The following is a 25,057-nucleotide window of genomic DNA, read 5'->3' as shown; positions in this document are numbered from 1 at the left end:
CGAGAGGGGAAACCAATGCGGGCTGTGGAAGCCGCCGAGGTCGCTCCGGCGACTTACGCCTGGGAAGTCCAGGCACAGGGATTGAAAGTGCGGGTCGGCCGCAAGCGGATGGCGGTCGACGGCCTCGACCTCGCGCTCGGCACGGGGGTGCACGGGCTGCTCGGGCCGAACGGTGCGGGCAAGACCACCTTGATCCGCACCCTGGCCACCGTGCTGCGGCCGACCGAGGGCAAGCTGGCGCTGCTCGGCACTCCGGTCGGGATGCGCTTCGACCAGCGCGGACTGCGCCGCCGGATCGGGTATCTGCCGCAGTCCTTCGGGTACTACAAGCGGTTCACCGTCCGCGAGTTCGTCGAATACATGGCGTGGCTCAAGGAGATGCCCAAAACGGAGGTGCCGGGCGCGGTGCAGCGCGCGATCGAGCGGGTCGGTCTCGCCGACCGCGCCGACGACAAGATGAAGGCGCTGTCCGGCGGCATGGTCCGGCGGGTCGGCATCGCGCAGGCGATCGTGAACGACCCGGTGCTCCTGCTGCTCGACGAACCCACCGCCGGGCTCGATCCGGCGCAGCGGTTGCGCTTCCGGGAGCTGTTGCAGGAAATCGGCAGGGACGCGTGCGTGATCGTGTCGACCCACCTGGTCGAGGACGTCGCCGCGGCGTGTTCGGACGTCGTGCTCTTCTCCGCCGGGAAGCTGGTTTTCCAAGGCACGCCAGCAGATCTAGCTGCGGCGGGCAGCGAGGCGGACGTCGGCGACAGCCCGATCGAGCGCGGCTATTCGGCGCTGCTCGGCCACGCGCAGGGGAAGGGAGCGTGGTGATGAGCGCGTTCCGGATCGAACTCCGGCGCACCATCGCCGTATGGGTGCCGGTCGCGATGCTGGCGGTGAGCCTGGGGCTGCTCCTGCTCTCGCGCGGGCCGTGGGCCCACGGTTCCGCGGCCTGGAACGCGACGTGGCTGACCGCGGTGCGATGGCCTCGCTATCTGCTGGTGCTGATGTGGCCGATCATCGTCGGAGCCTCGGCGATCCAGGGCATGCGGGACGCCCGCGCCGGGGTCAGCGAACTGTTCGGCTCCACGCCCCGGCCCGCCGGGCACCGAGCCATGACGCTCGGCCTCGCTCTCGGGCTCGCCGCGGTGGTGGGCTATCTGGTGCTCGTCGCCGCCGGGGCCGGGCAGGTCGTGGCGCAGGGCGGGCTGTTCACCACGGCATGGGTGACGCAACTGGTGCTCGGCGTGCTGTCCGTGATCGCCGGCGTGGCACTGGGGCTCGGTCTCGGGCGGCTGCTGCCGTATCCGATTACCGCTCCGGCGCTGGCCGTGCTCGCGCTGGCTGGCGGGCTCTTCGCGCAGGTGTCGGGTACGAACGGTGCGATGCCGAACCCGGTGGTGCTGCTGGGGATCGGGCAGGTGGGGCCGAGCGGTCCGTTCGACCTGCCGCGGCCCGCGGTGGAGATCGGGCAGCTGAGCTGGTTGCTCGGGCTCACCGCCGCCGGAATCCTGTTGCTGCTGGCCAGTTCGGCGCGGACCAAGGTGCTCGCGCTGCTGCCGGTGGCGGCCGGGCTGGCGGTCGCTTTGCCGCTCTTCCCGGCCTCGTCGACGGACAACTACGTCACGGACCAGACAGCGGCCGCACTCGTCTGCGACGGCCCGGTGTGCGTGACGCGGCTGCACGAGGACTGGATGTCCACTGTGGCCGGTCCCGGCAAGGAAGCCTTGCGGAGGCTGGAGAAACTGCCACAGCATCCGACCCGAGTCGAGGAGTCGGCGGACTCGTTCCGGAACACCGGCACCCGCCCACGAGATTCGTCCCGGGTGCTGATCCAGCAGGACGACTACGCGCTACAGCAGAAAAGCGGCCCCAGCCTCACCATGACGCTGCTGCGTGGTGCCGGGACATTGCCCTGTCATCCCTCAGCCTACGGCGGCGAGCGGAACGACCGGGAGGACGCCGCGCGCTGGGTGATGGCGCAGTGGCTGGTCGGCTCGTACACGCCGCCGACTTCCTACGCCCAGCCTCCGCTGCAGACCAGGACGGATCCAGCGTGGGCAGCGCTGAAGGCAGCGCCCGAAGCGGAGCAGACCGCCCGGATCGCCGCAGCCCGGCAGATGGAGCTGACCTGCACCGGCGACCCGTTGAAGGTCCTCATGGAGGGGGCGCGCTGATGCGGTGGACAGCGCTGTACGCGCGTTCGCGCCACCTCGTCGCGGCGTTGGTGGCGGTGTTGCTCTGCGCCGTCGTCTTCCCGTTGTTGCTGGGCGGCAGTTGGACGACGTTTCTCGCGACAATCGCTCTCGGGGCCACGGTCGCGGTGGCGGGCGTAGGCCTCAGCGGACAGGACGTCGACCTCGACCGCACGGCCTCTTTCCGCTGGCCGCCCCGGCGATTGGCGCACCTCCTGCTGATCGGTGTGCTAGCCGGTGGCGTAACGCTTGCCGCACAAGGGCTTGTCGAATCCCCGATGGACACCGGCTGGGTTCTCCGCAACGCCGCCGGGCTCCTCGGCCTGACCGGGCTGGCGGCCACGCTGTTCGGCGGCCAGTTCGGCTGGACGCTGCCGTTGGGCTGGGCGATGACGACGGCGTTCGTGCCGAAATCCGCTGGCCAGGTCTACGACATCGTGGCCTGGCCGATGGCGGCGGCGGACGCCGAGGCGGCGTGGTGGATGGCCGGGTTGCTGTTCGTGGTGGGCACGGCGGCGTACGCGGGGGCGGGTGCACGTCGTTGAGAACAGGCGCAGTCCCGTCCCTCCCCCAGGCAGGGGCGGGACTGCGGGCCGACGCGACTTCAGACGTTCCGGTTATTCGGCTTGGTCTCCAGCGGTTCGTGGTCCGGGTCGTCGATGCCGAAGCTGATGATGCGCTGCGGGTAGATGCGGATCACGGCTCCGTCGAGGTGGCCGTCCGGCTCGAAGGCATTCGGCACCGCTTCCGCCCGGCCCCGGATTTCCAGGCAGCGGACGCGCATCGGCTCGGTCGAGGGCAGGTCGTCGATCACGATGGCGACCTGGCCGTTGGCATCGACGTTGCGGTACTTCCGGCTCTTCGCCAGGTTGTACCCGCTCACGTCGATGGTCTTCGTCTCCGCGTTCCAGGAGAACGCGACCGGGCTGACCTGCAGGGTGCCGTTCGGTTGCTGGGTGGCCACGCGGCCGAGGGTCTGGTCGGCCAGGTAGCTGAGTTCTGCGTCGGTGAACATTCACCTACCGTGCAAGTTCAAGTTTGCTTGAAGTCAAGCGCACGCGAGGGATCACGTGCTCGGCGAACCGCCGCATCTCCGCCTCGAAGGGCTGAAATTGCACCATAAACGTCTCGATGCCCAGGTCCGCCCACTCGCGGATCCGCTGTGCGACGGTGTCGTAACTGCCCACCAGGCCGGCCGCGGTGCCGCCGTTCGTGCCGATGTGCGGGTACTTCGCGAACGTCTGGAACATGACCGCCTTCGGATCGGCGTCGGCGACCAGCGCCTCCCAGCGCGCCTTGCCCGCCTCGGCCAGTTCCCACAACGCCGCCAGTTCGGCCTCCGCCTCGGCGTCGGTTTCGCGGGCCACCACGAAGGCGGACAGTCCGAACCGGACCGGCGGACCGGAGCGCGGGCGGGCGGCGACATCCTCGATCAGCCGGGCGACGTTCTCCTTCGGCTGTCCGTTGATGAACCACACGTCGGCCTTGTCCGCGACCAGCGCTCGCGCCGGGTCCGATTCCCCGCCGACGTACACGGTCGGCGACGAACCGGCCGGGCGCAGCTGGTACCCGTCGACCTGGAAGTGCTTGCCCTCGAACGAAACCCGCTCGCCGGCCAGCAGCCCGCGCACGACACTGATCCATTCGCGGCCGTAGGCGTACCGTTCGTCGTGCTCGGCGAACGGGATGCCCGCCCGCTCCAATTCCGGCTTGTACCAGGCGTTGACCAGGTTCAGCCCGAACCGGCCGCCGCTGATTTCCTGGATCTGCAGCGCCTGTTTCGCCAGCACCACCGGATGCACGAGATACGGTTTGATCGCCGCGATGATCTCGATCCGTTCGGTGAGCGCGGCGAGCGCGGCCGCGGACGTCCACGTCTCCAGCTGGTCCAGTTCGTCGCCGAACGGGTTCACCACGTGCTGCGCGATGAGCGTCGAATCGAAGCCGAGCCGGTCGGCCTCGACGATCAGCCGCCGGTTGCGTTCCCAGCTCGCGTCCACCGGATCGTCCGGATGATCGAACGGGCCCCACGACCCGTAGACGACCGCCCACACCCCGAACCGCGGCTGTGCCACTGCGCCCACGACCGAACTCCTCACCTCGCGCGGATGAACGCGGTCACCGTCGCTGGCCGGGAAGGCACCGGCAACCGGTCCCACGCAGTGGCGGGGCGGGGAGGTTTGTACTGGTCAGGCGAAGAGTCCGTCACCCCAGTTGCTGGTCGGGGTGAGGCCCGGCGGGATCGCGAAGTGCGCGGAACCGGTGTGCTGCAGGTACTCCATCATCGCGTCCTTCGACGACAGCGCCTGCTGCATCGGGACGTACTGCGAGCGGGTGTCCCGGTTGAATGCGAGGAAGAACAGCCCGGCTTCGAGGTGGCCGACCCCGTCGGAGCCGTCGACGAAGTTGTAGCCGCGGCGCAGGATCTGCACGCCCTTGCGCGTCTGGCGCGACGCCAGCCGGATGTGCGCGTCCTCGGCGATCAGCGGGGTCCCGCCCTCGCCGCCGACCTGCAGGTCGACCTGGTCGAACTCGCCGGTCTGCCCGAGCGGCGCGCCGGTTCCCTTGGTGCGCCCGACAATCTGCTCCTGCCCGGCGAGCGTCTCGCGGTCCCAGGTCTCGATGTGCATCCGGATCCGGCGCGCCACCAGGTAGGTGCCGCCCGCCATCCACGCCTGGCCGTCGCTGGCCTGCGCCCACACCTGGTCGCGGAGCACGTCGGTGTCCTCGGCCTTGACGTTGTTCGTGCCGTCCTTGAAGCCGAACAGGTTGCGCGGCGTCTGCTGCGAACGCGAGGTCGACGAACTGCGGCCGAAGCCGAGTTGCGACCAGCGCACCTCGGTGACGCCGAAGCCCAGCCGCACCAGGTTGCGCACCGCGTGCACCGCCACCTGCGGATCGTTCGCGCAGGCCTGGATGCACAGGTCGCCGCCGCTGCGCGCCGGGTCCAGCTTGTCCTTCGGGAACAGCGGCAGGTCGATCAGCTGCGGCGGGCGTTTCGCGGCGAGACCGAACCGGTCGTCGAAGAGCGAGGGGCCGAAGCCGATCGTCAGCGTCAGATCGGAGGCGGGCAGGTCGAGCGCCTCACCGGTGTCGTCCGGCGGCGCCTGCGCGGACCCGCCGAGCGCGCCGTCCGGGCCGACCTCCTGGCCGGCCGTCATCCGCCGTGCCGCGGCCGTCCAGGTGCGCAGCAGTTCGCGCAGCTTGCCGGCGTCCTTCGTGGTCACGTCGAGCGCGGCGAAGTGCAGGTTCTGCTGCGTCGGCGTGACGATCCCGGCCTGGTGTTCGCCGTGGAAGTCCACAGTGGACACCGCGGCCGCGGCGGGGTGGCGCCGCCGAGCCGGTCGATGCCGACCCCGGCCGCCGCGCCCGCGCCCGCCAGCGCGACTCCCGCGCCGGCCAGCCCGAACAGCTTCCGGCGGGAAACCTGCGTCCCCTCCTCGGTCACTTGGCCACGACCTCGGCGACCTTGCTGAGCGGCTCGCTCAGCGCGTCCACCGCGGAGGCGAACGCCTTGATCTGGTCCTGGGAAAGCTCGTTGTAGTACTTGAAGCCGTCCCCGGAGCGGGTCTTGTCCAGCAGCCCCTGCACATTCGCGAACTGCTTGTCCAAAGTGGACACGAGGGCCGCGTCGCGCTCCTGCAGGATCGGCCGCAGCGCGGCGATCGCGCCCTTGGAGCCGTCGAGGTTGGCCTGGAAGTCCCAGAGGTCGGTGTGCGAGAAGGTCTCCTCCTCGCCGGTGATCTTCTTCGTCGCGACCTCGTCGAGCAGGCCCTTCGCGCCGTTGGCGAGGTCGAGCACGCTCAGCTGCAGCGTCTTGGTCTTGGCGACCAGCGCTTTCACGTCGCTGAGCAGCTTGTCCGCGAGCTGCGGGCTGTCGGGCTTCAGCCCGGTGGTCCACAGGTCCTTCTCCAGCCGGTGGAAACCGGTGAACTGCTGGCCCGGTTCAACGTCGGCCTCGCGCGCGTCGATCGACGGGTCGAGATCGCCGAACTTCTCCGCGACCGGCTCGATCCGCTCGTAGAACACGCGGGTGCGCGCGTACTCGGCCTTCGCCTCGTCGACCTTGCCCGCCTTGACCGCGGTGACGAACTTCGCGGTTTCGGTCTCCAGCGCCGAGCTGTTGTTCTCGACGTAGGTCGCGTAACTCTTGGTGGCCGCGGCCTTCTGCGCGCTGGCGTTGCCCTGGCCCTGCGCGCCGCCGGTGACCGTGAAGTCGCCGCGGATGCCGTTGCCTGCCATGCCCGGCTTGCACGCGGTCTGGTACTTGCCCGCCTGCGGGACCTCGACGATGAGCCGCCGGTTCAGCCCCGGCGCGATGTTTTCGACCTCGCCCATGATCCGGTCGCCCTCGGCGTACAGGTAGAACTCGGTGACCTTGCTGCCCTTGTTGGCGATCTCGAAGGTCAGATTGCCCGCGGCCGCGGTCGTCGCCGACACCGAGCAGGCGGTGTCGGACGCCTCGACCTTGATCGGCCCGCCCGAGGCCGCGCCGGAGGGACCGGACGCGGAATTCGTGCTGTCGCAGGCGGTCAGCGCGAGGAGCGCGCCGAGGCCGGTGAGCACAGCCGTCGAGGTTTTGCGGAACTGGGGCACGGTCACTCCTTGGCAGCGGCCGGTGCGGCAGGAGCCGCTTCGGTCTTGTTCTTGCGGGCGGGCTTGAGGAACAGCGGCAGCACGATCGCGACGTAGGCGACCCACGCGATCGCTTGCAGCACAGTGGTTTGCTGCGAGTAGTTGAAGATCCCCTTGAGCAGCGCGCCGTACCAGGAGGTTTCCGGCAGCGTGCTCGACGCGTCGAAGGCGAGTGTGGTCAGCCCGGGGATGAACCCGGCTTCCTGCAGGTCGTGCAGGCCGTAGCCGAGCACGCCGGCGGCGACGAACACCAGCAGCACGCCGGTGATCGTGAAGAATTTCGCCAGGTTGAACCGGACCGCGCCGCGGTAGAGCAGGTAGGCGAGCACGATCGCGGCGGCGATCCCGATCACGAACCCGACCAGCGGCTGCAAGGTGTCGGACTGCGCGGTCTGCACGGCCGAGTAGAAGAAGACGGCGGTTTCGAGCCCTTCGCGGCCCACCGCGAGGAACGACAGCAGCAGCACCGCCGCCGGACCGACCTTGAGCGCGTCCTCCATCTTGCCGCGCAATTCGGCCGCGATGTGCCGGGAAGCCTTGCGCATCCAGAAGATCATCGCGGTGACGAAGACGACCGCGACGATGGAAAGACTGCCGCCGAGCAGTTCCTGATGCTCGAAACTCAGCTGTGCGGTGCTGTAGGTGAGGATCGCGCCGACGCCGACCGACAGCAGCACCGCCACGCCGACCCCGGGCCACACGTAGCGCAGCGCGTGCCGCCGGTCGGTCTTGACCAGGAAGGCGACCAGGATGCTCACCACAAGCGCGGCTTCGAGGCCCTCGCGCAGCCCGATGAGCGCGCTGGAAAACACCACTGTTCAGCCCTCCTTCGACTACCTGACCTGATGGTTTTAGGTAAGGCTTGCCTGTAAGTCCAGAGGGAAGTGCGGCGACTGGGTCCGGCAAAATGCGCAAAACGACGTTTCGGCAGGAGTTAGGTTAGGGTAACCGCAGGTCAGAGCGTCGCCGACGCGTCACGTAACGAATTGTGTGACCTGGGCGGCTTTGCTCCCGAGTTAACCATCCGCTTGCCATTCGCCCAGTCCAGCGTCCCACTGCCGGGTTCATCAGTAACCTGTCCGGGTGGCCGATACCACTCAGCCGACTATTACCCCGTCCCCGGCGGGCCCGCCGCGCCGCTACCCGAGCCGAATCGCGATGTCGCTGGGCCTGGTGCTGACCGGGGTCGTGCTGGTGGTGACCATCGGAATCGAGAACCCGGACCCGCCGCCCCCTCCCGCCGCGGCCGCTCCGCCCCCGGTCGCGGCCAAGCACGAGCCGCGCCCGCAGCCCGGCTCCGAAGCCCCGCGAGTCGGCTTGGCCGCCCCGCCGGACCGCCCGCTCGTTTCCGACCAAGCGGAACTGGACGCGTGGGCGAACCGGGTCGCCGAAAAGACGCACCTGGACGCGCGAGTGCTCGCCGCGTACGGACGCGCGGAAATGTGGATGCAGCGGCAAAAACCGTCGTGCCACCTGTCGTGGGCGACGCTCGCGGCGATCGGAAACCTGGCCTTCGGCACGGAAAAACCCGGCCCGGACGGGACTATGACGGTGAAACCCGGCGCGGCGGAAGCCCCGGACACCGACACCGGAAAACTCGACGGCGACCGCACCGCGGATCACCGCATCGGCCCGCTGCGCATCCTGCCGGATGCCTGGCACAAACACGCCCAACGAGCCAACGGCGACGGCAAAACCGCCGACCCCCGCAACCTCGACGACGCGGCTTTCACCGCCGCCCGCTACCTCTGCTCCGGCAACGACGACCTGGGCACCCCGGCGGGCTGGTGGAAGGCGATGCTGTTCTACAACCCGGCGGTCAACTACGTACAGGACGTTTTCGCGGCCGCGGACTCTTACGCGGCGGAGAGCGTGGCGCCGTGAGCGGTTTGGCCGGCGGTTGTGGTGGCGCGACCGGGCTGCGGCGAGTGCGCGGTTTGGCCGGAGTGGCGGCCTGATCTGGCTGTGGCGGGTGGGCGGGTCGGCCGAGGCGGTGGTCTGACGTGGCTGCGGCGGTCGAGCGGCTTGACCGGAGTGGCGGCCTGATCCGGCTGCGGCGGGTAGGCGGGTCGACCGCGGTGGTGGTCTGATCTGGCTGCGGCGGGCGAGCGGATTGACCGAGGTGGCGGCCTGATCTGGCTTCAGCGGGTCGACCGAGATGGTGGTCCGACCTGGTCGGCGAGCGAGCGGCTTGGCCGGGCTTGATCGCGACTGGCCGGAGTGGCCGGGTCTGTTCGGCCGGTGAGCCGACGGCTTGGCCGGATGGGTTCGCTCGGCGGTCAGCGGTTCGAACCGAACCGAATAGCTGCCCGGTCCCGTCGTAGCCGGTCGGCTGCTCGCGCTGTCTGAGCCGGTCCTGTTGCCGCACCGCTGCGCGCCAGGTTCGGCGAGCGGCGGAACCCTGCTCCGGCTAGGTCAGCGCGCTGGCAGTCAGTGGGTCGTCAGCGCGGCCACCCGCACCGGCTTCTGCGGCAGGGCCTCGGTGCGCACGGGCTGCTTGCGGGGCCGCACCGGGTGGCGTTCGTTCAGTTCCACGAGCGCCGGCGCCAGCGCCATCAGCACCAGCACGAGCAGCCCGGCGGTCGCTCCGATCACGGTCAGCGCGGTCATGTCGGCCTCCTCTAATCGCTCTCTGTGATGACACCAAGGATCGCGCTTCGGCCGGTCCGCTCGGATCGGCCGACCGGCCGAGCCGAGTCGCCGGATGGCCAGGCTTCCCCGCTGCCTTTTCACTTCAGAAGACGCGCCGCGGGCGGGCTGGATCCCTCGGTTGCACGTGAGTGCCTCCGCGGCTGCACGTTCGGGACGCGCGGCTCAGTGGTCGCTGAGCGTGATCCTTGCCCTGACCTCGCTGATCGCTTCGAGATACTCCGGCACCGGGTTCATCGCCGACGCCATCCGCAGTTGCGCGAGCGCCTCGGCCAAACGGCCGAGGCGCTGGAGGGTGCGGCCGAGCACGAACCGGGCGTAATGGTCGGTCGGATCCAGCTCCAGCACGCGGGTGAAGGCGCGTTCGGCGCGGCGCAGCTGGGCGGAGTGGAAGTACGCACGCCCGGCGAGCAGCTGGACGCTTGGCTTGTCCTGTTCGTCGTCGAGCAGGGGTTCCAGCTCTTTGAGCGCGTCGAGCGGGCGACGCCGCGCGACCAGGTGCTCGGCATTGCGGAACCTGCGGAAGCGCGATTCGCCGTCGGGTTCGGGGGCTGCTGCGGCGTCCGTCATGGTCGCCTCACGATACCGGCGCGGAGGGCGTTGCACGACCGGCAGAGGAGTCGTGATGGACTGTGCCGCCATGAGCAGCGATCAGGAACCCGACTACGTGGGACTGGCGCCGTACCTCTACTACAGCGATGCGACGGCCGCCCTCGCGTGGCTGACCAGGGTGTTCGGCTTCACTGAGGAAGTCCGCTTCGAGGACGGGGCAGGCGAGGTCTTCCAGGCGACGCTCCGCGCGGGTGACGCGCGTCTCCAGCTGGCCGGGGTCGGTCCCGAATATTGGGAGGCCAAGGGCGTCGAAGGGCCGGTCGGACAGCTGAACGTCGTGTACGTGACCGACGTCGACGCGCAGCACGAGCGCGTGTCCGCGGCGCTCGGTGAGGACGCCGCGCCGGAGCCGCCGCAGGACCAGCCGTACGGTGCCCGGATTTTCACCGTGGCCGATCCGGGCGGCAACAGCTGGACGTTTTGGCAGCAGGTGACCGACCAGGTCGAACTGCCGTCGGGGTGGCGCGAAGTACGGCCGGAGGACCCGCCCGCCGACGAGACCGGCGAAGTGCCCGACTGAGCTGGAGAACACGCAGCGGAACGGCTCCGCACCGGCCTGGCCTCCAACGGGTGAACACGCTGGGCAGTTACTCTGGGCGGCGTCACCGCAGGCACGACCCACCAAGGAGCAGAGCGTGGCTCTCATCGAGCAGGTAGGCGCGCGCGAGATTCTCGATTCGCGCGGGAACCCGACCGTCGAGGTGGAGGTGGCGCTCGACGACGGCACCCTGGCTCGGGCGGCGGTGCCGTCCGGGGCGTCGACCGGCGAGCACGAAGCGGTCGAGCTGCGCGACGGGGACACCGGCCGCTACAACGGCAAGGGCGTGGAGCGCGCGGTCGCCGCGGTGCTCGACGAGATCGGGCCGGACCTGGTCGGCGTCGACGCGGTCGACCAGCGGATCGTCGACCAGAAGCTGGTGGACCTCGACGCCACGCCGGCGAAGTCGCGGCTCGGCGCGAACGCCATCCTCGGCGTTTCGCTCGCCGTCGCGAAGGCCGCCGCGGAATCGGCCGAGCTGGAGCTGTTCCGCTACCTCGGCGGGCCGAACGCGCACGTGCTTCCGGTGCCGATGCTGAACATCCTCAACGGCGGTGCGCACGCGGACACCGACGTCGACATCCAGGAATTCATGATCGCGCCGATCGGCGCGGAGTCGTTCCGCGAGGCGCTGCGCTGGGGCACCGAGGTGTACCACGCGCTGAAGTCGGTGCTGAAGAGCCGCGGCCTGGCCACCGGCCTCGGCGACGAGGGCGGCTTCGCGCCGAGCCTCGCCAACAACCGCGAGGCGCTCGACCTGATCCTCGCCGCGATCGAGAAGGCGGGCTACGTGCCGGGCCGCGACGTCGCGCTCGCGCTGGACGTCGCCGCGACCGAGTTCTACTCCGACGGCGCCTACACCTTCGAGGGCACGAAGCGCAGCGCGGAGCAGATGTCCGCCTACTACGGCGAACTGCTGCGCGACTACCCGCTGGTCTCCATCGAGGACCCGCTGAGCGAGGACGACTGGGACGGCTGGGTCCAGCTGACCGCCGAGATCGGCGACAAGGTCCAGCTCGTCGGCGACGACCTCTTCGTCACCAACCCGGACCGCCTCGAGGAGGGCATCACCCGCCGCGCGGCGAACGCGCTGCTGGTGAAGGTCAACCAGATCGGCACCCTCTCGGAGACGCTGGACGCGGTGTCGCTGGCCACCTCCTACGGCTACAAGTCGATGATGAGCCACCGGTCCGGCGAGACCGAGGACACCTTCATCGCCGACCTCGCGGTCGCCACCGGCGTCGGCCAGATCAAGACCGGAGCCCCGGCGCGCGGCGAGCGGATCGCGAAGTACAACCAGCTCCTGCGCATCGAGGAAACCCTCGCGGACGCCGCGCGCTACGCCGGCGATCTCGCCTTCCCGCGGTTCAGCGCGGAGGCCTGAGGGGCACATGGCCGACCGGGGAGGGCGCGCAGCCGCCGCGGCGGCCGGGCCGCGGGAAGCGGGTCCACCAGGGCCCGCCGTCCCGCGTCGGCCCGGCGCCGCACCGGCGCGGACACGACGGAGACGACCAGGGCCCGGCTTCGCCGCGGCCTGGCGGCGAAACGCGCCTCCGGTGCGGCCAAGGTGCTCGGCATGTCGACCACCCGGCGCGCCGCCGTCGTGGCGATCGTGGTCTGCGCGCTGGCGTTCACCGTCGCGGTCCCGTTGCGCACCTACCTTTCCCAGCGTTCCGAGGTCCGGGACCAGGAAGCGCAGCTCGCCCAGCTCCAGCACGAGGTCGCCCAGTTGCGCGACCGCAAAGCCCAGCTGAGCGACCCGGCCCAGATCGAGGCGGAAGCCCGCCGACGGCTCCGGTACGTGAAGCCCGGCGAGACCCCGTGGATGGTCCAGCTGCCCGAGGACCAGCCCGGTTCGCCGACCGCCGCACAGCCCGGGCAGTCGCCCGCCCCGCAGGCGCCTTGGTACGAGAACCTGTGGGCACAGGTTTCCGGCGGCTGAGGTTTCTGGCGGCCGAGATGTCCGGTGGCTGAGGTGCCCGCGACTGAGTGTTCGGCGGCCGAGGTGCCCGGCGGCTGAGCGTCCGGCTGGTTTTGGTGTCCGGTGGCTCAGGTGTCCGGCTGGTTTTGGTGTCCGGTGGCTCAGGTGTCCGGCTGGTTTTGGTGTCCGGTGGCTCAGGTGTCCGGCTGGTTTTGGTGTCCGGTCGCTCAGGTATCCGGTTGGCCTTTCGCCGGTTGGTTTTTCGCTGGTTGGTTTTGGGTCGTTAGACACGCTCCTTTACGTCGTGGGTGCTGGTCGTTTCCTGCGGCTGCGCGGGGATTTGCTGGCGTGGGCTGACTTTGTTCTTCGTGGCGAAGCTTCGACTGCCTTCCACGTTAACCACATCGGAAGAGCGGCGGAGGCGGGCGCGGCGAGTTGTCCACACGGTGTGCGGGTTGTGGACAACTCGGCCGTTTCGGCGGAGGTCGAGAGGGGCCGGGCGGAGGGCGGCATTAGCCTGGAGAGCGTGAACAGCAGCACGGAGACACCCCGATTCGAGCCCGTCACCGATGCCGACCGGGAGGTCATCGCGCAGCAGCTCGGACGGCCGCCGCGAGCGTTGCGGGCGGTGGCCGCGCGGTGTCCGAGCGGGCATCCCTCGGTGGTCCAGACCAGTCCGCGATTGGAGAACGGGACGCCGTTCCCGACGTTGTATTACCTGACCTGCCCGCGATTGACGTCGATGGTGGGCACGCTGGAGGCGTCCGGCGTGATGAAGGAGATGACCGAACGGCTCACCACGGACCCCGAACTCGCGGCGGCGTACCAGCGCACGCACGAGACGTACCTGGCTGAGCGGGACGCCATCGAGTCGCTCGGCACGCAGGTCACCGCGGGCGGGATGCCCGGACGGGTGAAATGCCTGCACGTCCACCTCGCGCACACGCTCGCGGCCGGTCCGGGAGTGAACCCGTTCGGCGACGAAACCCTTGCCTGGGTCCGCGAACAGGGCTGGCCGACGGGCGACTGCGCCGGGTAACGCTCCGGTCTCGGGCGCGGATAGGCACAGCAGAGGCGGTGCCCGCCTGGGTGGGAATGCTTCGCGGCGAGCACCGGAGCTTCACACCGAGCAGGCGAGCCTGGGTGCACCGCCGGGCGCGCCGGGGAGGGGCGGACAGTGCGGGTGCCACGCAGATCTCGCCGATCGGTGCGGGCTGAGGGGTCTTCCGTGGTGGGGGATCGGGCCGAATCGACGGCTGATGCTGGTGCGGGGGACGCCGGTGGTGCGGATGGTGCTGGTGCGGATGGCGCGGGCGGCACCGGTGGCGCGGGCGGTGCCGGTGGTGCGGCGCGCGGTGTGGATGGCGCTGGTGGCGGTGACTCGGCTGGTGGCGAGGCCGGTGCTGACGGCGGGGTTGCCGAGGCGACTGATGTCGGAGCGGTTGTCGGCGAGGGGGTCGGTCACCGGGGCGCTGAGGTGGTCGGCGGCGAGGATAGGGCTGGCGGCGGGGCTGCTGGCGACGAGGTGGTCGGCGACTCCGGTGCTGAGGTAGTCGTTGGCGAGGTTGTGGCTGGTGGCGAAGAAGTCGGCGAGGCTGAGGTAAACGGTGGCGAGGCTGGCGATGGGACAGCTGATGGGGTTGCGGCTGCTGGCGAGGAGATCGGCGCACCTGGGGTTGCCGAGGTAGCTCCTGGTGGGCCTGTTGCTGGCACCGAGATCGGCGAACGTGAGGGTGCCGGGGTAGTCGGTGCGGCTGGTGGCGAGGAGATCAGAGACGAGGGCGAACCCGCCAATGGCGCGACAGCCGATGGAGACCGTGCCGACGACGAGGCGGCTGCTGAGGTAGCTGGCACCCGAGCCAGCCGCGGCGAGGTGGTCAGCGTTGGTGAAGCAGCGAGCGAAGAAACCCTCTCTCGTTCGGCAGAAGCCAAGCGCACCCTCGTCGCACCGCCGCCGGATAAGCCGGGTTGGGTGCGGGTTCGGGTGCGGCGCGGGCGTTATCGGGCGCACCGAGCGGCTTCGCGGCATCGGACGGTTGTCGCGCTGCTTGCGGGGATTCTGGGGGTGCTTCCGGCGACCGTCGGGGCGGGGTTGATCGTCGGGTGGGTTGGGCGGATGCCGGTGATCCACACCGCGGACGTGATGCCTGATCAGGGGTATGACCCGGGCATTCGCGGAGTCGCGGTCGACGGGCGGTTGCCTGATGCGCCGGCGCCGGTTCCCTTGCCCGCGTATGACCTTCCGGATGGGCCGCTCGGGATTCCGGCTACCGCGCTCGTCGCGTATCGGCATGCGGCTGAGGTGCTGGGGAAGGAGCAGCCGGGCTGTCATATCGACTGGGCGCTCATCGCGAGCATCGGACGGATCGAGTCGAATCACGCGCGGGGTGGGTATGTCGACGCCGCGGGGACGACTCTCCAGCCGATTCTCGGGCCTCAGCTCAACGGGACCGGTCCGTATGCGGCGATTCCTGACACTGACCATGGGCTGCTGGATCACGATCCGGTGTGGGATCGGGCGGTCGGGCCGTTCCAGTTCATCCCCGCGACCTGGCGAAGCTATGCGGCGGACGGTAATGGCGACGGAAAGGCCGACCCTGGCAATCTGTTCGACGCTTCGCTCGCGGCGGCGCGTTATCTCTGCTCCGGCGGGCTCGATCTGGCCAATCCAGACCAGTTGCGGACTGCCATCTACCGCTACAACAACTCCGACGCCTACGTCACCACGGTGATCCTCTGGGCCGAGGCTTATCGCAAGGGCGTCGCGCAGGTGCCGGACAGTACGGTTCCCGTCGAGGCTCCCACGCCGACGACGTCCAGTGCCGTGCCGACCGCTAACCCCGGGAATAAGCCGCCGCAGGTGGGGGTGACCTTGCCGCCGGTTGTTACGGATCGGCCGTCGGTGACGCCTACCGGGACGCCGACGTCCGGGGTGCCGAGTAGCACTAGCTCGACGACCACCGAGACGAGTACTCCGACGTGTGGGTCTAGCAGTTCGGCCACGTCGACTTCGGCCTCGCCGACGACGTCGACCTGCGTATCGTCCAGCAGTTCCAAGCCAAGCTGAAACGGACGAGAACCGGTAGGCTTGCTTACATCATTACAAAGCAGGAGTACCGGTGAGTCTTCGTCAGTTCGAGTACGCCTTGGCGGTCGCGGAGGCGGGATCGGTGACCGCTGCGGCGGAGTTGCTGCACGTTGCCCAGCCGTCGGTTTCGCAGCAGATCCGGGGGCTTGAGCGGGAACTCGGCGTGCAGCTGTTTTCCCGCACGCCGACCGGGCTGGTGCCGACGGTGGTCGGGCGGGCGTTTCTCCACGACGCCGAGGTCGCGGTGCGGGCGGCGCGGCGGGCGCGGGCTACGGCTCGGGCCGGGGCGGACGAGCTGGTCGGCGAGTTGCGGGTCGCGGCGCAGATGGGGTTGGGGACGCGGCAGCTGCCGGGGGCGCTGGCGGCGTTGCGGGAGCGGTTTCCCCGGCTGGCGGTGACGGTGTTCGAGGAGCCGAATCCGGCGGAGCTGGAGCAGCTCGCCCGGCATGGGGTGCTGGATCTCGCGTTGCTGGGCTCGGCGTGCGAGGAGGGGCTGTACGAGGGGCATCACCTCGGGGACGAGGAGTTCGTGGTCGTCCTCGGCGCTGGGCACCGGTTGCTCAAGCGAGATCGGATCGCGTTGCGGGAGCTGGAAGAAGAACACTGGATCCGGTTCGATCAGGACAGCGCGCTCGACGGTTTCCTCACCGAAGTGTTGCGCGACAACGGGTTGGCCCCGGCCGTGGTCGCGCGGGTGTCGCAGACCTCGACGGCGGTGCGGTGGGCCGCGCACGGGCTGGGAGTGACGCTCGTTCCGGCGTCGGCGGTGCCGGAGGGGCACGAGCAGCTTGTCCGGCCGGTGTTTCCGGTCGTTTCCCAGCCCGTCGTCGCGGCGGTTCGGCCTGGTGCGGGGCCCGCGGAGATGGCGTTGCTGGAGTTTCTGCGGGACGAGACCTGGTATCAGCCGGTCGCCGCGTAGCCCTCAGAGTTGCGTGTCGCCTCCGTCCACGACCAGTTCGATGCCGGTGCTGAAGGTGGCGTCGAAGGCCAGGAAGGCGACGGCGCGGGCGATCTCGTCGGGGGTGCCCAGCCGTTTCATCGGGTTGGCCGCGGCTCGTTCCGCCTTGAACTGCACGGCTTCCGCGTCGGTCATTCCGGCCTCGAGGATCTCGGTGTCGATCGGACCGGGGCTGATCGCGTTGACCCGGACGCCGCGCGGGAGCAGTTCGGCGGCGAGGGTGCGGGCCATCGACCGCAGTGCGGCCTTGCCCGCGGAGTAGACGCTGGTCGTGGGCAGGCCCATGACGTTCGCGGTCGAGGTCGTCAGCACGACCCCGGCCCCGGAGCGCAGCTTCGGCGCGAGCTTCTGCACGGCGAAGTACGCGCCCTTGACGTTGATCGCGAACTGCTCGTCGAACTGCTGCTCGGTGACCGATTCGAACGGTTCGGTCCGGGCGATCCCGGCGTTGACGAACAGGGCGTCGATCGGGCCGGGCACCTGGTCGGCCAGCGTGTCCAGGTCGGAGAGGGACGCCACATCGCCGCGGATGGCTGTCGCATCAGGGCCGAGCTGGCCCACCGCCGCGTCCAGGCGAGATTGCGAACGGCCGGTGATGATTACCTTGGCACCGCCGTCGGCGAACAATTTCGCGGTGGCGAAACCCATTCCGGTGCTGCCGCCGGTGATTACCGCGATTTTGCCCTGATACGCATTCATCGCGGGTATTCGCCTCCGTCGACGGCCAGACCGCTTCCGGTCAGCCAGCTCGCTTGGTCGGACAGCAGGAACAGCACCGCGTTGGCGATGTCGTCGGGCTCGCCGTCGCGGCCGAGCGGGACCTCAGGGAGCGCGAAGCCGGGCGACTGGCTCGCCCACTGTTCCCGCGTCGCCACGCCGCCGGGGGTGGCGGTCCGGCCGGGCGACACGACGTTGACGCGGACTCCGGCCGGGGCCAGCTCGGCGGCCAGGCCCTGGCTGTAGGCCTCCAGCGCCGTTTTCGCCGCCACGTAGTGCAGGAACGGCGGGAACGGCGGACGGATCGCGGCCGTGGAGATGTGCACGATCGCGCCCGATCGGCGGTCCCGCATGCCGGGGGCCAGCAGCGCGTCCAGGCGAACCGCGGCCAGGAGGTTCACCGACAGCGCGTCCTGCCATTCGTCGTCCGGGATGGCCAACGCGCCGGGGTGCGGACGCGCGCCGCCCGCGTTGTGGACCAGCAGGTCGACGCCGCCGAGGGTCTCCAGCGCGGCGGAGGCGATGGTCTGGGCTCCGGCCTGCGTGCGGACGTCGGCCTCGACGAAGGACGCACCCTCCGGCACCGGGCCGGCCGACCGGGCGGTGGTGAGCACCGACGCGCCCGCGGCCAGCAACTGGCGCACGATTGCCGCGCCGATTCCGCGGGAACCGCCGGTGACTACCGCGCGTTTTCCGGCCAATCCGTATTCGATCGTGGGCATGCCACTGAACCTTTCGATAAAGGAGAAAGAAACGCCGCGCGACGAAATGCGGCGAACACGGCAACGGTACGTCCGGAAAAGAGCGGAAAGCAAAGACCAAATGCCGGTGCGGGGGCATAGGGCCTGCCTATGCCCGCCTGCCCCGCGAACCGGCGGCGACCAAGTAAAGTCGGAGGCATGCCTCGGGTAGCTGCGATCGACTGCGGGACCAACTCCATCCGTCTGCTCGTCGCCGAGCTGACGCCGCGCCACGACGGCACGGTCGACCTGCGCGACCTGCACCGTGAGATGCGCATCGTGCGGCTCGGCCAGGGCGTCGACGCCACGGGCAGGCTCGCGCCGGAAGCGCTCGAGCGCACCCGCGCCGCGCTCGCCGACTACACCGTCGCCGCGCGGCGCAAGGGCGTCGAGAAGGTGCGCATGGTCGCCACCTCGGCGACCCGCGACGCGAGCAACCGCGACGAGTTCTTCGCGATGACCCGCGAGACGCTCGGCGTCGAGGCCGAGGTGATCAGCGGCGACGAGGAAGCCCGGCTCTCCTTCACCGGCGCGGTCGGCGAGCAGGACCCGGACGACGGGCCGTTCGTGGTCGTCGACGTCGGCGGCGGCTCCACCGAACTCGTCCTCGGCACCTGGAACGGCCGCGAGGCCGAGGTGCTCGCCGCGAAATCCGTCGACATCGGCTGCGTCCGGATCACCGAGCGCGCGTTGAAGGACGACCCGCCGACCGCCGACGAGATCGCCGCAGCTCGCGAGCTGGCGCGCGGCATCCTCACCGAGGCGTTCGACGTCGTGGACGTCGCGAAGGCCCGCACCTGGATCGGCGTCGCCGGCACGGTGACCACGTTGTCGGCGGTTTCGCTGGAGCTGCCCGAGTACGACTCCGAGCGCGTCCACCTGTCGAAGCTGACCCACGGCGAGATCGACCGGCTCGCCGAACACCTCCTCGCGGCCGACCGCGCGACCCGCGCCGGGAACCCGGTGATCCACCCCGGCCGGGTCGACGTGATCGGCGGCGGCGCGGTCGTCGTCCAGGTGCTCGCGGAGGAACTCGCCGCGCGCGGTGGTCCGGACCAGTTGATCGTCAGCGAGCACGACATCCTGGACGGCATCGCTTTGTCGCTCGCCTGACCGCTCCACAGCGCCGCGTAACCGGGCGCGTACCCCCGTACCAAAATGACCGAAAGTCATCAACCTCAGTTCGTCGTGAGCTGTCCGGGTGACGGTCGGCGTCGTTATTCATGTGCAACCCGGTGATCCGGTTACGAAGGGCCGATCACGCTAGCCTCCATGTCGCTATTCGGACGCTAGAAACGGAGGGGACATGCGGGGTTCATCCAGGCTCTGGAGCGCGGCCGCTGTCGTGACAACCTTGTCACTGCTCCTGACTGCCTGTGGGGGCGGCGGATCCGGCAGTGGGTCGTCAGGCGAGGCAGACCCGAACGGGACTTTCACCGTCTACGGCACGGAACCGCAGAACACGCTGGTCCCCACGAACACCAACGAACTCGGCGGCTCCAAGGCCGTCGACCCGATGTTCGCCGGGCTCGTCGCGTACAAGGGCGAGAACGGCGAGCCGTACAACGAGATGGCGGAGTCGATCAACACGACCGATTCCAAGGTCTTCGACATCAAGATCAAGCACGGCTGGAAGTTCCACGACGGCACCGAGGTCAAGGCGAAGAACTTCGTCGACGCCTGGAACTACGGGGCCAACTCGGCGAACGGCCAGATCAACAGCACGTTCTTCGAGAACATCCAGGGCTACTCCGACGTCCATCCCGCGGACAAGAACGCGAAGCCGGCCAAGGACAAGATGTCCGGGCTGGTCGTGAAGGGCGACTACGAATTCCAGGTCACGCTGGACGCGCCGTTCTCCGTGTTCACCACCAAGATCGGCTACACCGCGTTCTCGCCGCTGCCGGATTCCTTCTTCAAGGACCCGGATGCCTTCGCGAAGCACCCGATCGGCAACGGCCCGATGAAGTTCGTCAGCCGCACGCCGAACGTCGAGATCAAGCTGACCCGGTTCGACGACTACCAGGGCCAGGACAAGGTCAAGTTCAAGGACCTCAACGTCAAGATCTACGCCAGCCAGGAAACCGCGTACCAGGACCTGCTGAGCAACAAGCTCGACTTCATCGAGACGCTGCCGCCGTCCGCGCTCACCGCGGAGAAGTACAAGACCGACCTCAAGGACAACCTGGTCACCGGGCACCTGCTCGGCATCAGCACGATCGCGGTGCCGTACTACGTTCCCGGCTACAACAACCTCGACCTGCGCCGGGCGATCTCGATGGCGATCGACCGCCCGCAGATCACCAAGACGGTCATGCACGACACCTACGTCCCGGCCGACGGCTATATCTCGCAGGGCATTCCGGGCTACCGGCCGGGCGTGTGCGGCGAGTACTGCAAGTACAACCCGGCCAAGGCGAAGGAACTCTTCGCGAAGTCCGGGTTCAAGGGCAAGCTCACCATCGCCTCGAACGCCGACGGCGGACGCAAGGAACCGCTCGTGGCCGCGTGCAACAGCATCAAGAACACGCTCGGCGTCGAATGCGATTTCGTTCCGGCGACCGACTTCGGCCAGTGGCGCAGCATCGTGACCGGGCACAAGCTGACCGGCATGGGCCGCTCAGACTGGTCGGCGGACTATCCGTCCATTGAGGACTTCCTCAACCCGCTTTACCGGACCGGGGCGTCGTCGAACGACTCGACGTACTCCAACCCGCAGGTCGACGCGCTGCTGAAGCAGGCAGACTCGACGGCGGACAAGGACGCCGCGCTGAAGCTGTACCAGCAGGCCGAGGACCTGATCGCGAAGGACCTGCCCTCGATCCCGGTGTGGGACGAGAAGGGCGTCGCGGCCAAGTCGAAGCACACCAAGACCGTGGTCCTCGACTTCCGCCGCCGCGCGGACTACTCGTCGGTCGAGGTCCTCAAGAAGTGATGCGCTGACTCGTCCGTTCCCACCACGCGGCTCGTGAGCGGCGATCCCGGTTAGCGCCGCGATCGCCGCTCACGAGCCCGGCGCGCACTCTTAGGAACCACGCATGATTCGCTACGTCCTGCGTCGCCTGCTCCAGCTGATTCCGGTGTTCTTCGGCACCACCTTCCTGATCTACGCACTGGTGTGGGCCGTGCCCGGGGATCCGTTCTCCGGCAAATGCGGTCAGCAGGCCTGTCCACAGGCCTACATCGACCTGATGACCGAAAAGTTCCACCTCAACGACAATCTGTTCGTCCAGTACTTCAAATACCTCGGGAGCCTGTTCAGCGGCGACTGGGGCGAGACGTTCAACGGCTCGGCGGTCGGTGAACTGATCGCCACCTCCTACCCGATCACGCTGCGCCTCGCGCTGGTCGCGGTGCTCATCGAGGCGGTCATCGGCCTGAGCGCCGGCGTGCTGACCGGCCTGCGCGGCAAGGGTTTCCTCGACAATCTGGTACTGGTCTCGACCACGTTCCTGATCTCGCTGCCGGTGTTCGTCACCGCGATCGTGCTGCAGATCGTGCTCGGCGTGAATCTGGGCATCATCGACGCGAGCGTCTCGGACGACCCGAGTTTCGGCGAATTGATCGTGCCGGGGATCGCGCTCGGCAGCCTTTCGATGGCTTACGTCGCACGGTTGACGAGAACGTCGATCGCGGAGAACCGGCACGCCGATTACATCCGGACCGCGATCGCCAAGGGACAGCCCAACAGCCGAGTCATCGGCATTCACCTGCTGCGCAACTCGGTGATTCCGGTGCTGACCTTCCTCGGCACCGACCTTGGCGCGCTCATGGGCGGGGCGATCGTGACCGAGGGCGTGTTCAACATCAACGGTCTCGGCGGACTGATCTTCCGCGGCCTCCAGAACCGGGAAAGCGCGACCGTCGTCGGCGTCGTCGTGCTGCTGGTGCTGGTGTATCTGCTGATGAGCCTGATCGTGGACCTGCTCTACGCCGTTCTCGACCCGAGGATCCGTTATGACTGACCCGAATCTCGTCGGCGGCGGGGGAGTCGACGCGGCACAGCTGTCGCATGTGGACAGCTCGGCCGACGCCGGTCCGAAGAGACCGCGCAGCCTGTGGGGCGACGCGTGGCGGCAGCTGCGCCGCAAGCCGACCTTCGTGATCTCCGCGCTGATCATCCTGCTGGTGGTGCTGATCGCGATCGCGCCGGGACTGTTCTCGCACCGCGGCGCCGGCTACAGCGATCTGACCCACGCCAACGAAGGACCGTCCGGGGACGCGTGGTTCGGCTACGACAACCAGGGCTACGACGTCTACGCCCGCACCATTTACGGGGCCAGGGCTTCCTTGCTGGTCGGGGTTTTCGCGACGCTGCTGACTGTCCTTTTCGGATCGTTGATCGGCATCGTCGCGGGTTACTACGGCCGGATCGTCGACAGCCTGCTCTCCCGGCTCGGCGACATCTTCGCCGGTCTCCCGTTCGTGCTCGGCGCGATCGTCATCCTGACCACGTTCAACGCGCCGGGGACGAACCCCGGGCAGTTCACCATCATCGTGCAGGTGGTGTGCTCGATCGCGGTGCTGACCTGGCCGGTGGCGATGCGCATCATGCGGTCCGCGACGCTGGTGGCCAAGCAGCTGGACTACGTGAAGGCGGCCCGCGCGCTCGGCGCGAGCACGCCGCGGATCGTGTTCCGGCATCTGCTGCCGAACACGCTCGCGCCGGTGCTCGTGTACGCCACGATCGCGCTCGGCGCGGCCATCGGGGCCGAGGCGACGCTGGCGTATCTCGGCATCGGAGTGCGGCCGCCGGTGGTGTCGTGGGGCGTCATGATCAGCGACGCGCGCGACTATTTCCGCGCGGTGCCGCACATGCTCCTGTTCCCTGGTGCGTTCGTCACCATCACCGTGCTCGCGTTCGTGATGCTCGGTGACGGTATCCGCGACGCGCTCGACCCGAAGTCGAGGTAGCCGCGATGTCCACAGTGTCCAATGAAGCCAGTCCCACGACGGACGGCGAGCTGCTGCTCGAAGTCGAAGACCTGCACGTGGAGTTTCGTACTTCTGACGGCGTGGCCAATGTGCTCAACGGCGTCGGATATTCGGTGCATGCCGGGGAAACGCTTGCGGTGCTTGGCGAATCGGGATCCGGCAAGAGCGTCACCGCGCAGACCATCATGGGAATTCTCGACACGCCGCCGGGCGTGGTCACCGGTGGGTCGATCCGCTATCGCGGCGAGGATCTGCTGACCGCGTCGGCGGACCGACGGAGGCAGGTGCGCGGCGCGGAGATCGCGATGATCTTCCAGGACGCGCTTTCGGCGCTGAACCCGGTGTTCACCATCGGATTCCAGATCGAGGAGCAGCTGCGAGTCCGGCTTGGCATGTCCAAAAAGGACGCACGCAAGCGGGCGATCGAACTGCTCGACCTGGTGCGCATCCCGGCGGCGCAGCGGCGAGTGAAGGACTACCCGCACCAGTTCTCCGGCGGGATGCGGCAGCGCGCGATGATCGCGATGTCCCTCGCCCTTGACCCGGATCTGCTCATCGCGGACGAGCCGACGACGGCGCTGGACGTGACCGTGCAGGCGCAGATCATGGACCTGCTCGCGGACATCCAGCAGGAGCGGCGGATGGGGCTCGTGCTCATCACGCACGACCTCGGGGTGGTCGCGGAGGTCGCGGACCGGATCGCGGTGATGTACGCCGGGCGGATCGTGGAACAGGCCGACGTGCGGGAGCTGTTCAGTTCGCCGGGACATCCTTACACCTCCGCGTTGATGGATTCGCTGCCGCGGCTGGACCTCAAAGGACAGACGCTGGAGACGATCAAGGGCCTGCCACCGAGCCTGCTCGACATTCCGTCCGGGTGCCCGTTCCACCCGCGCTGCAAGCGGGCCGAGCAGCGGTGCCGCGACGAGCGGCCGTCCGCGCACGCGCTCGGGTTCGGCCGGGTCAGTGCGTGTCACTTCGCCGAGGAGGTGGTGGAAAGCCATGGGTGAGCCGATTCTCAGCGTGCGCGACCTGGTCAAGCACTTCCCGGTGCGGGACGGCGTGCTGTTCAAGCGGACCATCGCACAGGTCAAGGCCGTCGACGGCGTGTCCTTCGACCTGCAGCAGGGCGAAACCCTCGGCGTGGTCGGCGAATCCGGCTGCGGCAAGTCGACGCTCGCCCAGGTGCTGATGCGCCTGGAGGAGCCGACCAGCGGCAGTGCGACGTTCGAGGGCCGCGATCTGTTCAAGCTGCGCGGCGCGGAACTGCGGCGCATGCGGCGAGAGATCCAGATTGTGCTGCAGGACCCGTATACGTCGCTGAATCCGCGGATGACCGTCGGCGACATTGTCGGCGAGCCGTTCGAGATCCACACCGACGTCGCGCCGAAGGGTTCGCGGGCGAAGAAGGTGCAGGAATTGCTGGAGGTGGTCGGGCTCAACCCCGAGCACGTGAACCGGTACCCGCACCAGTTCTCCGGCGGGCAGCGTCAGCGCATCGGGATCGCGCGGGCGCTGGCGTTGCGGCCCAAGGTGATCATCTGCGACGAGCCGGTGTCCGCTTTGGACGTTTCGATCCAGGCGCAGGTGATGAACCTGCTCGGCGAACTGCAGGGCGAGTTCGGACTGTCCTATGTGTTCATCGCGCACGACCTGTCGGTGGTGCGGCATCTGTCCACCCGGGTCGCGGTGATGTACCTCGGGAAGATCGTCGAAATCGGTACTGAGGACGAGATTTACGAGCGACCGTCCCATCCGTACACACAGGCGCTGCTGTCCGCGGTGCCGGTCGCTGACCCGGCGGTGCGCGGGCAGCGGCAGGTGATCCGGCTGGAAGGCGACGTGCCGAGCCCGATCGATCCGCCGTCGGGATGCCGTTTTCGCACACGGTGCTGGAAAGCCGCTGACATTTGCGCATCGGAGGTGCCGAAACTGGAGCCGAGGACGAACGGGCATCTGTCGGCTTGTCACTTCGCCGAGGTACAGTCAGTGGTTCCGTAACGAGGCGATTCCTCCGGTTTGCCGATTGCCGCGCGCAGTGTCCGCTATGTACGTTGCATTGTCGGTTTTCGTGAGGAGGA

The 25,057-nt window shown here is 68.8% G+C and carries 25 protein-coding genes and 1 pseudogene; 16 read left to right on the top strand and 10 right to left on the bottom strand.

Features of this window, described 5'->3' with window-relative positions; translation table 11 throughout:
- The first annotated feature begins 15 nt into the window (after nt 1-15).
- From RPX00_RS06860 to RPX00_RS06850, 3 genes are read left to right on the top strand one after another with little or no spacing between them, the layout of a single operon-like run.
- Nucleotides 16-819, top strand: a complete 804-nt coding sequence (locus RPX00_RS06860) for an ABC transporter ATP-binding protein (RefSeq protein ID WP_406638535.1) — start codon at nt 16-18, stop codon at nt 817-819.
- Complete coding sequence (locus RPX00_RS06855; protein WP_406638533.1) at nt 819-2,165, top strand: hypothetical protein; 1,347 nt, start codon at nt 819-821, stop codon at nt 2,163-2,165. The genes RPX00_RS06860 and RPX00_RS06855 overlap by 1 nt, the downstream gene beginning before the upstream one ends.
- Nucleotides 2,165-2,728 (top strand): hypothetical protein, encoded by a 564-nt coding sequence (locus RPX00_RS06850; RefSeq protein ID WP_406638531.1) that lies wholly within the window; start codon nt 2,165-2,167, stop codon nt 2,726-2,728. Before RPX00_RS06855 ends, RPX00_RS06850 begins: the two co-directional genes overlap by 1 nt.
- A gap of 59 nt (nt 2,729-2,787) precedes the next feature.
- Here the strand turns inward: RPX00_RS06850 and RPX00_RS06845 are convergent, their stop codons facing one another.
- The 5 genes and pseudogenes from RPX00_RS06845 to efeU all read right to left on the bottom strand — a co-directional run bounded on the left by RPX00_RS06845 (nt 2,788) and on the right by efeU (nt 7,633).
- The gene (locus RPX00_RS06845; protein WP_406638529.1) at nt 2,788-3,198 is read right to left on the bottom strand and encodes a PPOX class F420-dependent oxidoreductase; all 411 of its coding nucleotides are present in this window, start codon (nt 3,196-3,198) and stop codon (nt 2,788-2,790) included.
- A 4-nt stretch (nt 3,199-3,202) separates the two neighbouring features.
- A complete protein-coding gene (locus tag RPX00_RS06840; RefSeq protein WP_406638527.1) occupies nt 3,203-4,267 on the bottom strand; it encodes an LLM class flavin-dependent oxidoreductase in 1,065 nt (354 codons plus the stop codon).
- Between the two features lie 105 nt (nt 4,268-4,372).
- Nucleotides 4,373-5,631, bottom strand: a pseudogene (gene efeB, locus RPX00_RS06835) (iron uptake transporter deferrochelatase/peroxidase subunit).
- Nucleotides 5,628-6,779 carry an iron uptake system protein EfeO gene (gene efeO, locus RPX00_RS06830; protein ID WP_406638525.1) on the bottom strand — a complete coding sequence of 384 codons (1,152 nt, stop codon included), beginning with the start codon at nt 6,777-6,779 and terminating at the stop codon, nt 5,628-5,630. The pseudogene efeB and the gene efeO overlap by 4 nt, the downstream one beginning before the upstream one ends.
- A gap of 2 nt (nt 6,780-6,781) precedes the next feature.
- A complete protein-coding gene (efeU, locus tag RPX00_RS06825; RefSeq protein ID WP_406638523.1) occupies nt 6,782-7,633 on the bottom strand; it encodes an iron uptake transporter permease EfeU in 852 nt (283 codons plus the stop codon).
- A 268-nt stretch (nt 7,634-7,901) separates the two neighbouring features.
- On the opposite strand from efeU, the gene RPX00_RS06820 reads away from it, so the two are divergent.
- Entirely contained in the window at nt 7,902-8,702 is an 801-nt protein-coding gene (locus RPX00_RS06820; protein WP_406638521.1) for a murein transglycosylase, read from the top strand.
- A gap of 546 nt (nt 8,703-9,248) precedes the next feature.
- Here RPX00_RS06820 and RPX00_RS06815 read toward each other — a convergent pair.
- Nucleotides 9,249-9,428, bottom strand: a complete 180-nt coding sequence (locus tag RPX00_RS06815; RefSeq protein ID WP_406638519.1) for a hypothetical protein — start codon at nt 9,426-9,428, stop codon at nt 9,249-9,251.
- A gap of 204 nt (nt 9,429-9,632) precedes the next feature.
- Nucleotides 9,633-10,037, bottom strand: coding sequence for a tetratricopeptide repeat protein (locus tag RPX00_RS06810; RefSeq protein ID WP_378300269.1), 405 nt, complete (start codon nt 10,035-10,037; stop codon nt 9,633-9,635).
- A gap of 70 nt (nt 10,038-10,107) precedes the next feature.
- Between RPX00_RS06810 and RPX00_RS06805 the strand changes: the two genes are divergently transcribed.
- The 4 genes from RPX00_RS06805 to RPX00_RS06790 all read left to right on the top strand — a co-directional run bounded on the left by RPX00_RS06805 (nt 10,108) and on the right by RPX00_RS06790 (nt 13,577).
- Nucleotides 10,108-10,599, top strand: coding sequence for a VOC family protein (locus RPX00_RS06805; RefSeq protein ID WP_406638516.1), 492 nt, complete (start codon nt 10,108-10,110; stop codon nt 10,597-10,599).
- Nucleotides 10,600-10,714: 115 nt separating this feature from the next.
- The gene (gene eno, locus RPX00_RS06800; protein ID WP_406638514.1) at nt 10,715-12,001 is read left to right on the top strand and encodes a phosphopyruvate hydratase; all 1,287 of its coding nucleotides are present in this window, start codon (nt 10,715-10,717) and stop codon (nt 11,999-12,001) included.
- A 192-nt stretch (nt 12,002-12,193) separates the two neighbouring features.
- Nucleotides 12,194-12,559 (top strand): septum formation initiator family protein, encoded by a 366-nt coding sequence (locus tag RPX00_RS06795; protein ID WP_406638512.1) that lies wholly within the window; start codon nt 12,194-12,196, stop codon nt 12,557-12,559.
- A gap of 496 nt (nt 12,560-13,055) precedes the next feature.
- Nucleotides 13,056-13,577, top strand: a complete 522-nt coding sequence (locus RPX00_RS06790) for a DUF501 domain-containing protein (RefSeq protein WP_183124805.1) — start codon at nt 13,056-13,058, stop codon at nt 13,575-13,577.
- Nucleotides 13,578-13,658: 81 nt separating this feature from the next.
- Here the strand turns inward: RPX00_RS06790 and RPX00_RS06785 are convergent, their stop codons facing one another.
- The gene (locus tag RPX00_RS06785) at nt 13,659-14,669 is read right to left on the bottom strand and encodes a hypothetical protein (protein WP_406638510.1); all 1,011 of its coding nucleotides are present in this window, start codon (nt 14,667-14,669) and stop codon (nt 13,659-13,661) included.
- On the opposite strand from RPX00_RS06785, the gene RPX00_RS06780 reads away from it, so the two are divergent.
- Nucleotides 14,655-15,605: a lytic transglycosylase domain-containing protein gene (locus RPX00_RS06780; RefSeq protein ID WP_406638508.1), complete on the top strand. Its 951-nt coding sequence runs from the start codon at nt 14,655-14,657 to the stop codon at nt 15,603-15,605. The two genes, RPX00_RS06785 and RPX00_RS06780, sit on opposite strands and share 15 nt — an antisense overlap.
- A gap of 52 nt (nt 15,606-15,657) precedes the next feature.
- Nucleotides 15,658-16,545: a LysR family transcriptional regulator gene (locus RPX00_RS06775; RefSeq protein ID WP_406638506.1), complete on the top strand. Its 888-nt coding sequence runs from the start codon at nt 15,658-15,660 to the stop codon at nt 16,543-16,545.
- Between the two features lie 3 nt (nt 16,546-16,548).
- Here RPX00_RS06775 and RPX00_RS06770 read toward each other — a convergent pair whose 3' ends face one another.
- Nucleotides 16,549-17,283 (bottom strand): SDR family oxidoreductase, encoded by a 735-nt coding sequence (locus RPX00_RS06770; protein ID WP_406638504.1) that lies wholly within the window; start codon nt 17,281-17,283, stop codon nt 16,549-16,551.
- Complete coding sequence (locus RPX00_RS06765; protein WP_406638502.1) at nt 17,280-18,023, bottom strand: SDR family oxidoreductase; 744 nt, start codon at nt 18,021-18,023, stop codon at nt 17,280-17,282. Before RPX00_RS06765 ends, RPX00_RS06770 begins: the two co-directional genes overlap by 4 nt.
- 177 nt (nt 18,024-18,200) lie before the next feature.
- On the opposite strand from RPX00_RS06765, the gene RPX00_RS06760 reads away from it, so the two are divergent.
- The 6 genes from RPX00_RS06760 (at nt 18,201) to RPX00_RS06735 (ending at nt 24,977) form a co-directional block, all read left to right on the top strand.
- Nucleotides 18,201-19,154, top strand: coding sequence for an exopolyphosphatase (locus RPX00_RS06760; protein WP_406638500.1), 954 nt, complete (start codon nt 18,201-18,203; stop codon nt 19,152-19,154).
- Between the two features lie 193 nt (nt 19,155-19,347).
- A complete protein-coding gene (locus RPX00_RS06755; protein ID WP_406638498.1) occupies nt 19,348-20,976 on the top strand; it encodes an ABC transporter substrate-binding protein in 1,629 nt (542 codons plus the stop codon).
- Nucleotides 20,977-21,079: 103 nt separating this feature from the next.
- Nucleotides 21,080-22,006 carry an ABC transporter permease gene (locus RPX00_RS06750; RefSeq protein ID WP_406638497.1) on the top strand — a complete coding sequence of 309 codons (927 nt, stop codon included), beginning with the start codon at nt 21,080-21,082 and terminating at the stop codon, nt 22,004-22,006.
- Nucleotides 21,999-22,955 carry an ABC transporter permease gene (locus RPX00_RS06745; protein WP_406638495.1) on the top strand — a complete coding sequence of 319 codons (957 nt, stop codon included), beginning with the start codon at nt 21,999-22,001 and terminating at the stop codon, nt 22,953-22,955. The genes RPX00_RS06750 and RPX00_RS06745 overlap by 8 nt, the downstream gene beginning before the upstream one ends.
- Before the next feature lie 5 nt (nt 22,956-22,960).
- Nucleotides 22,961-23,986, top strand: a complete 1,026-nt coding sequence (locus RPX00_RS06740; protein WP_406638493.1) for an ABC transporter ATP-binding protein — start codon at nt 22,961-22,963, stop codon at nt 23,984-23,986.
- Nucleotides 23,979-24,977, top strand: coding sequence for an ABC transporter ATP-binding protein (locus tag RPX00_RS06735; protein ID WP_406638491.1), 999 nt, complete (start codon nt 23,979-23,981; stop codon nt 24,975-24,977). Before RPX00_RS06740 ends, RPX00_RS06735 begins: the two co-directional genes overlap by 8 nt.
- Nucleotides 24,978-25,057: the final 80 nt, after the last annotated feature.

The organism is Amycolatopsis sp. WGS_07, from assembly GCF_045278895.1.
GTDB lineage: Bacteria > Actinomycetota > Actinomycetes > Mycobacteriales > Pseudonocardiaceae > Amycolatopsis.
The sequence above is the reverse complement of the archived record's forward strand: the minus strand, read 5'-3'. Positions and strand labels throughout refer to the sequence as shown.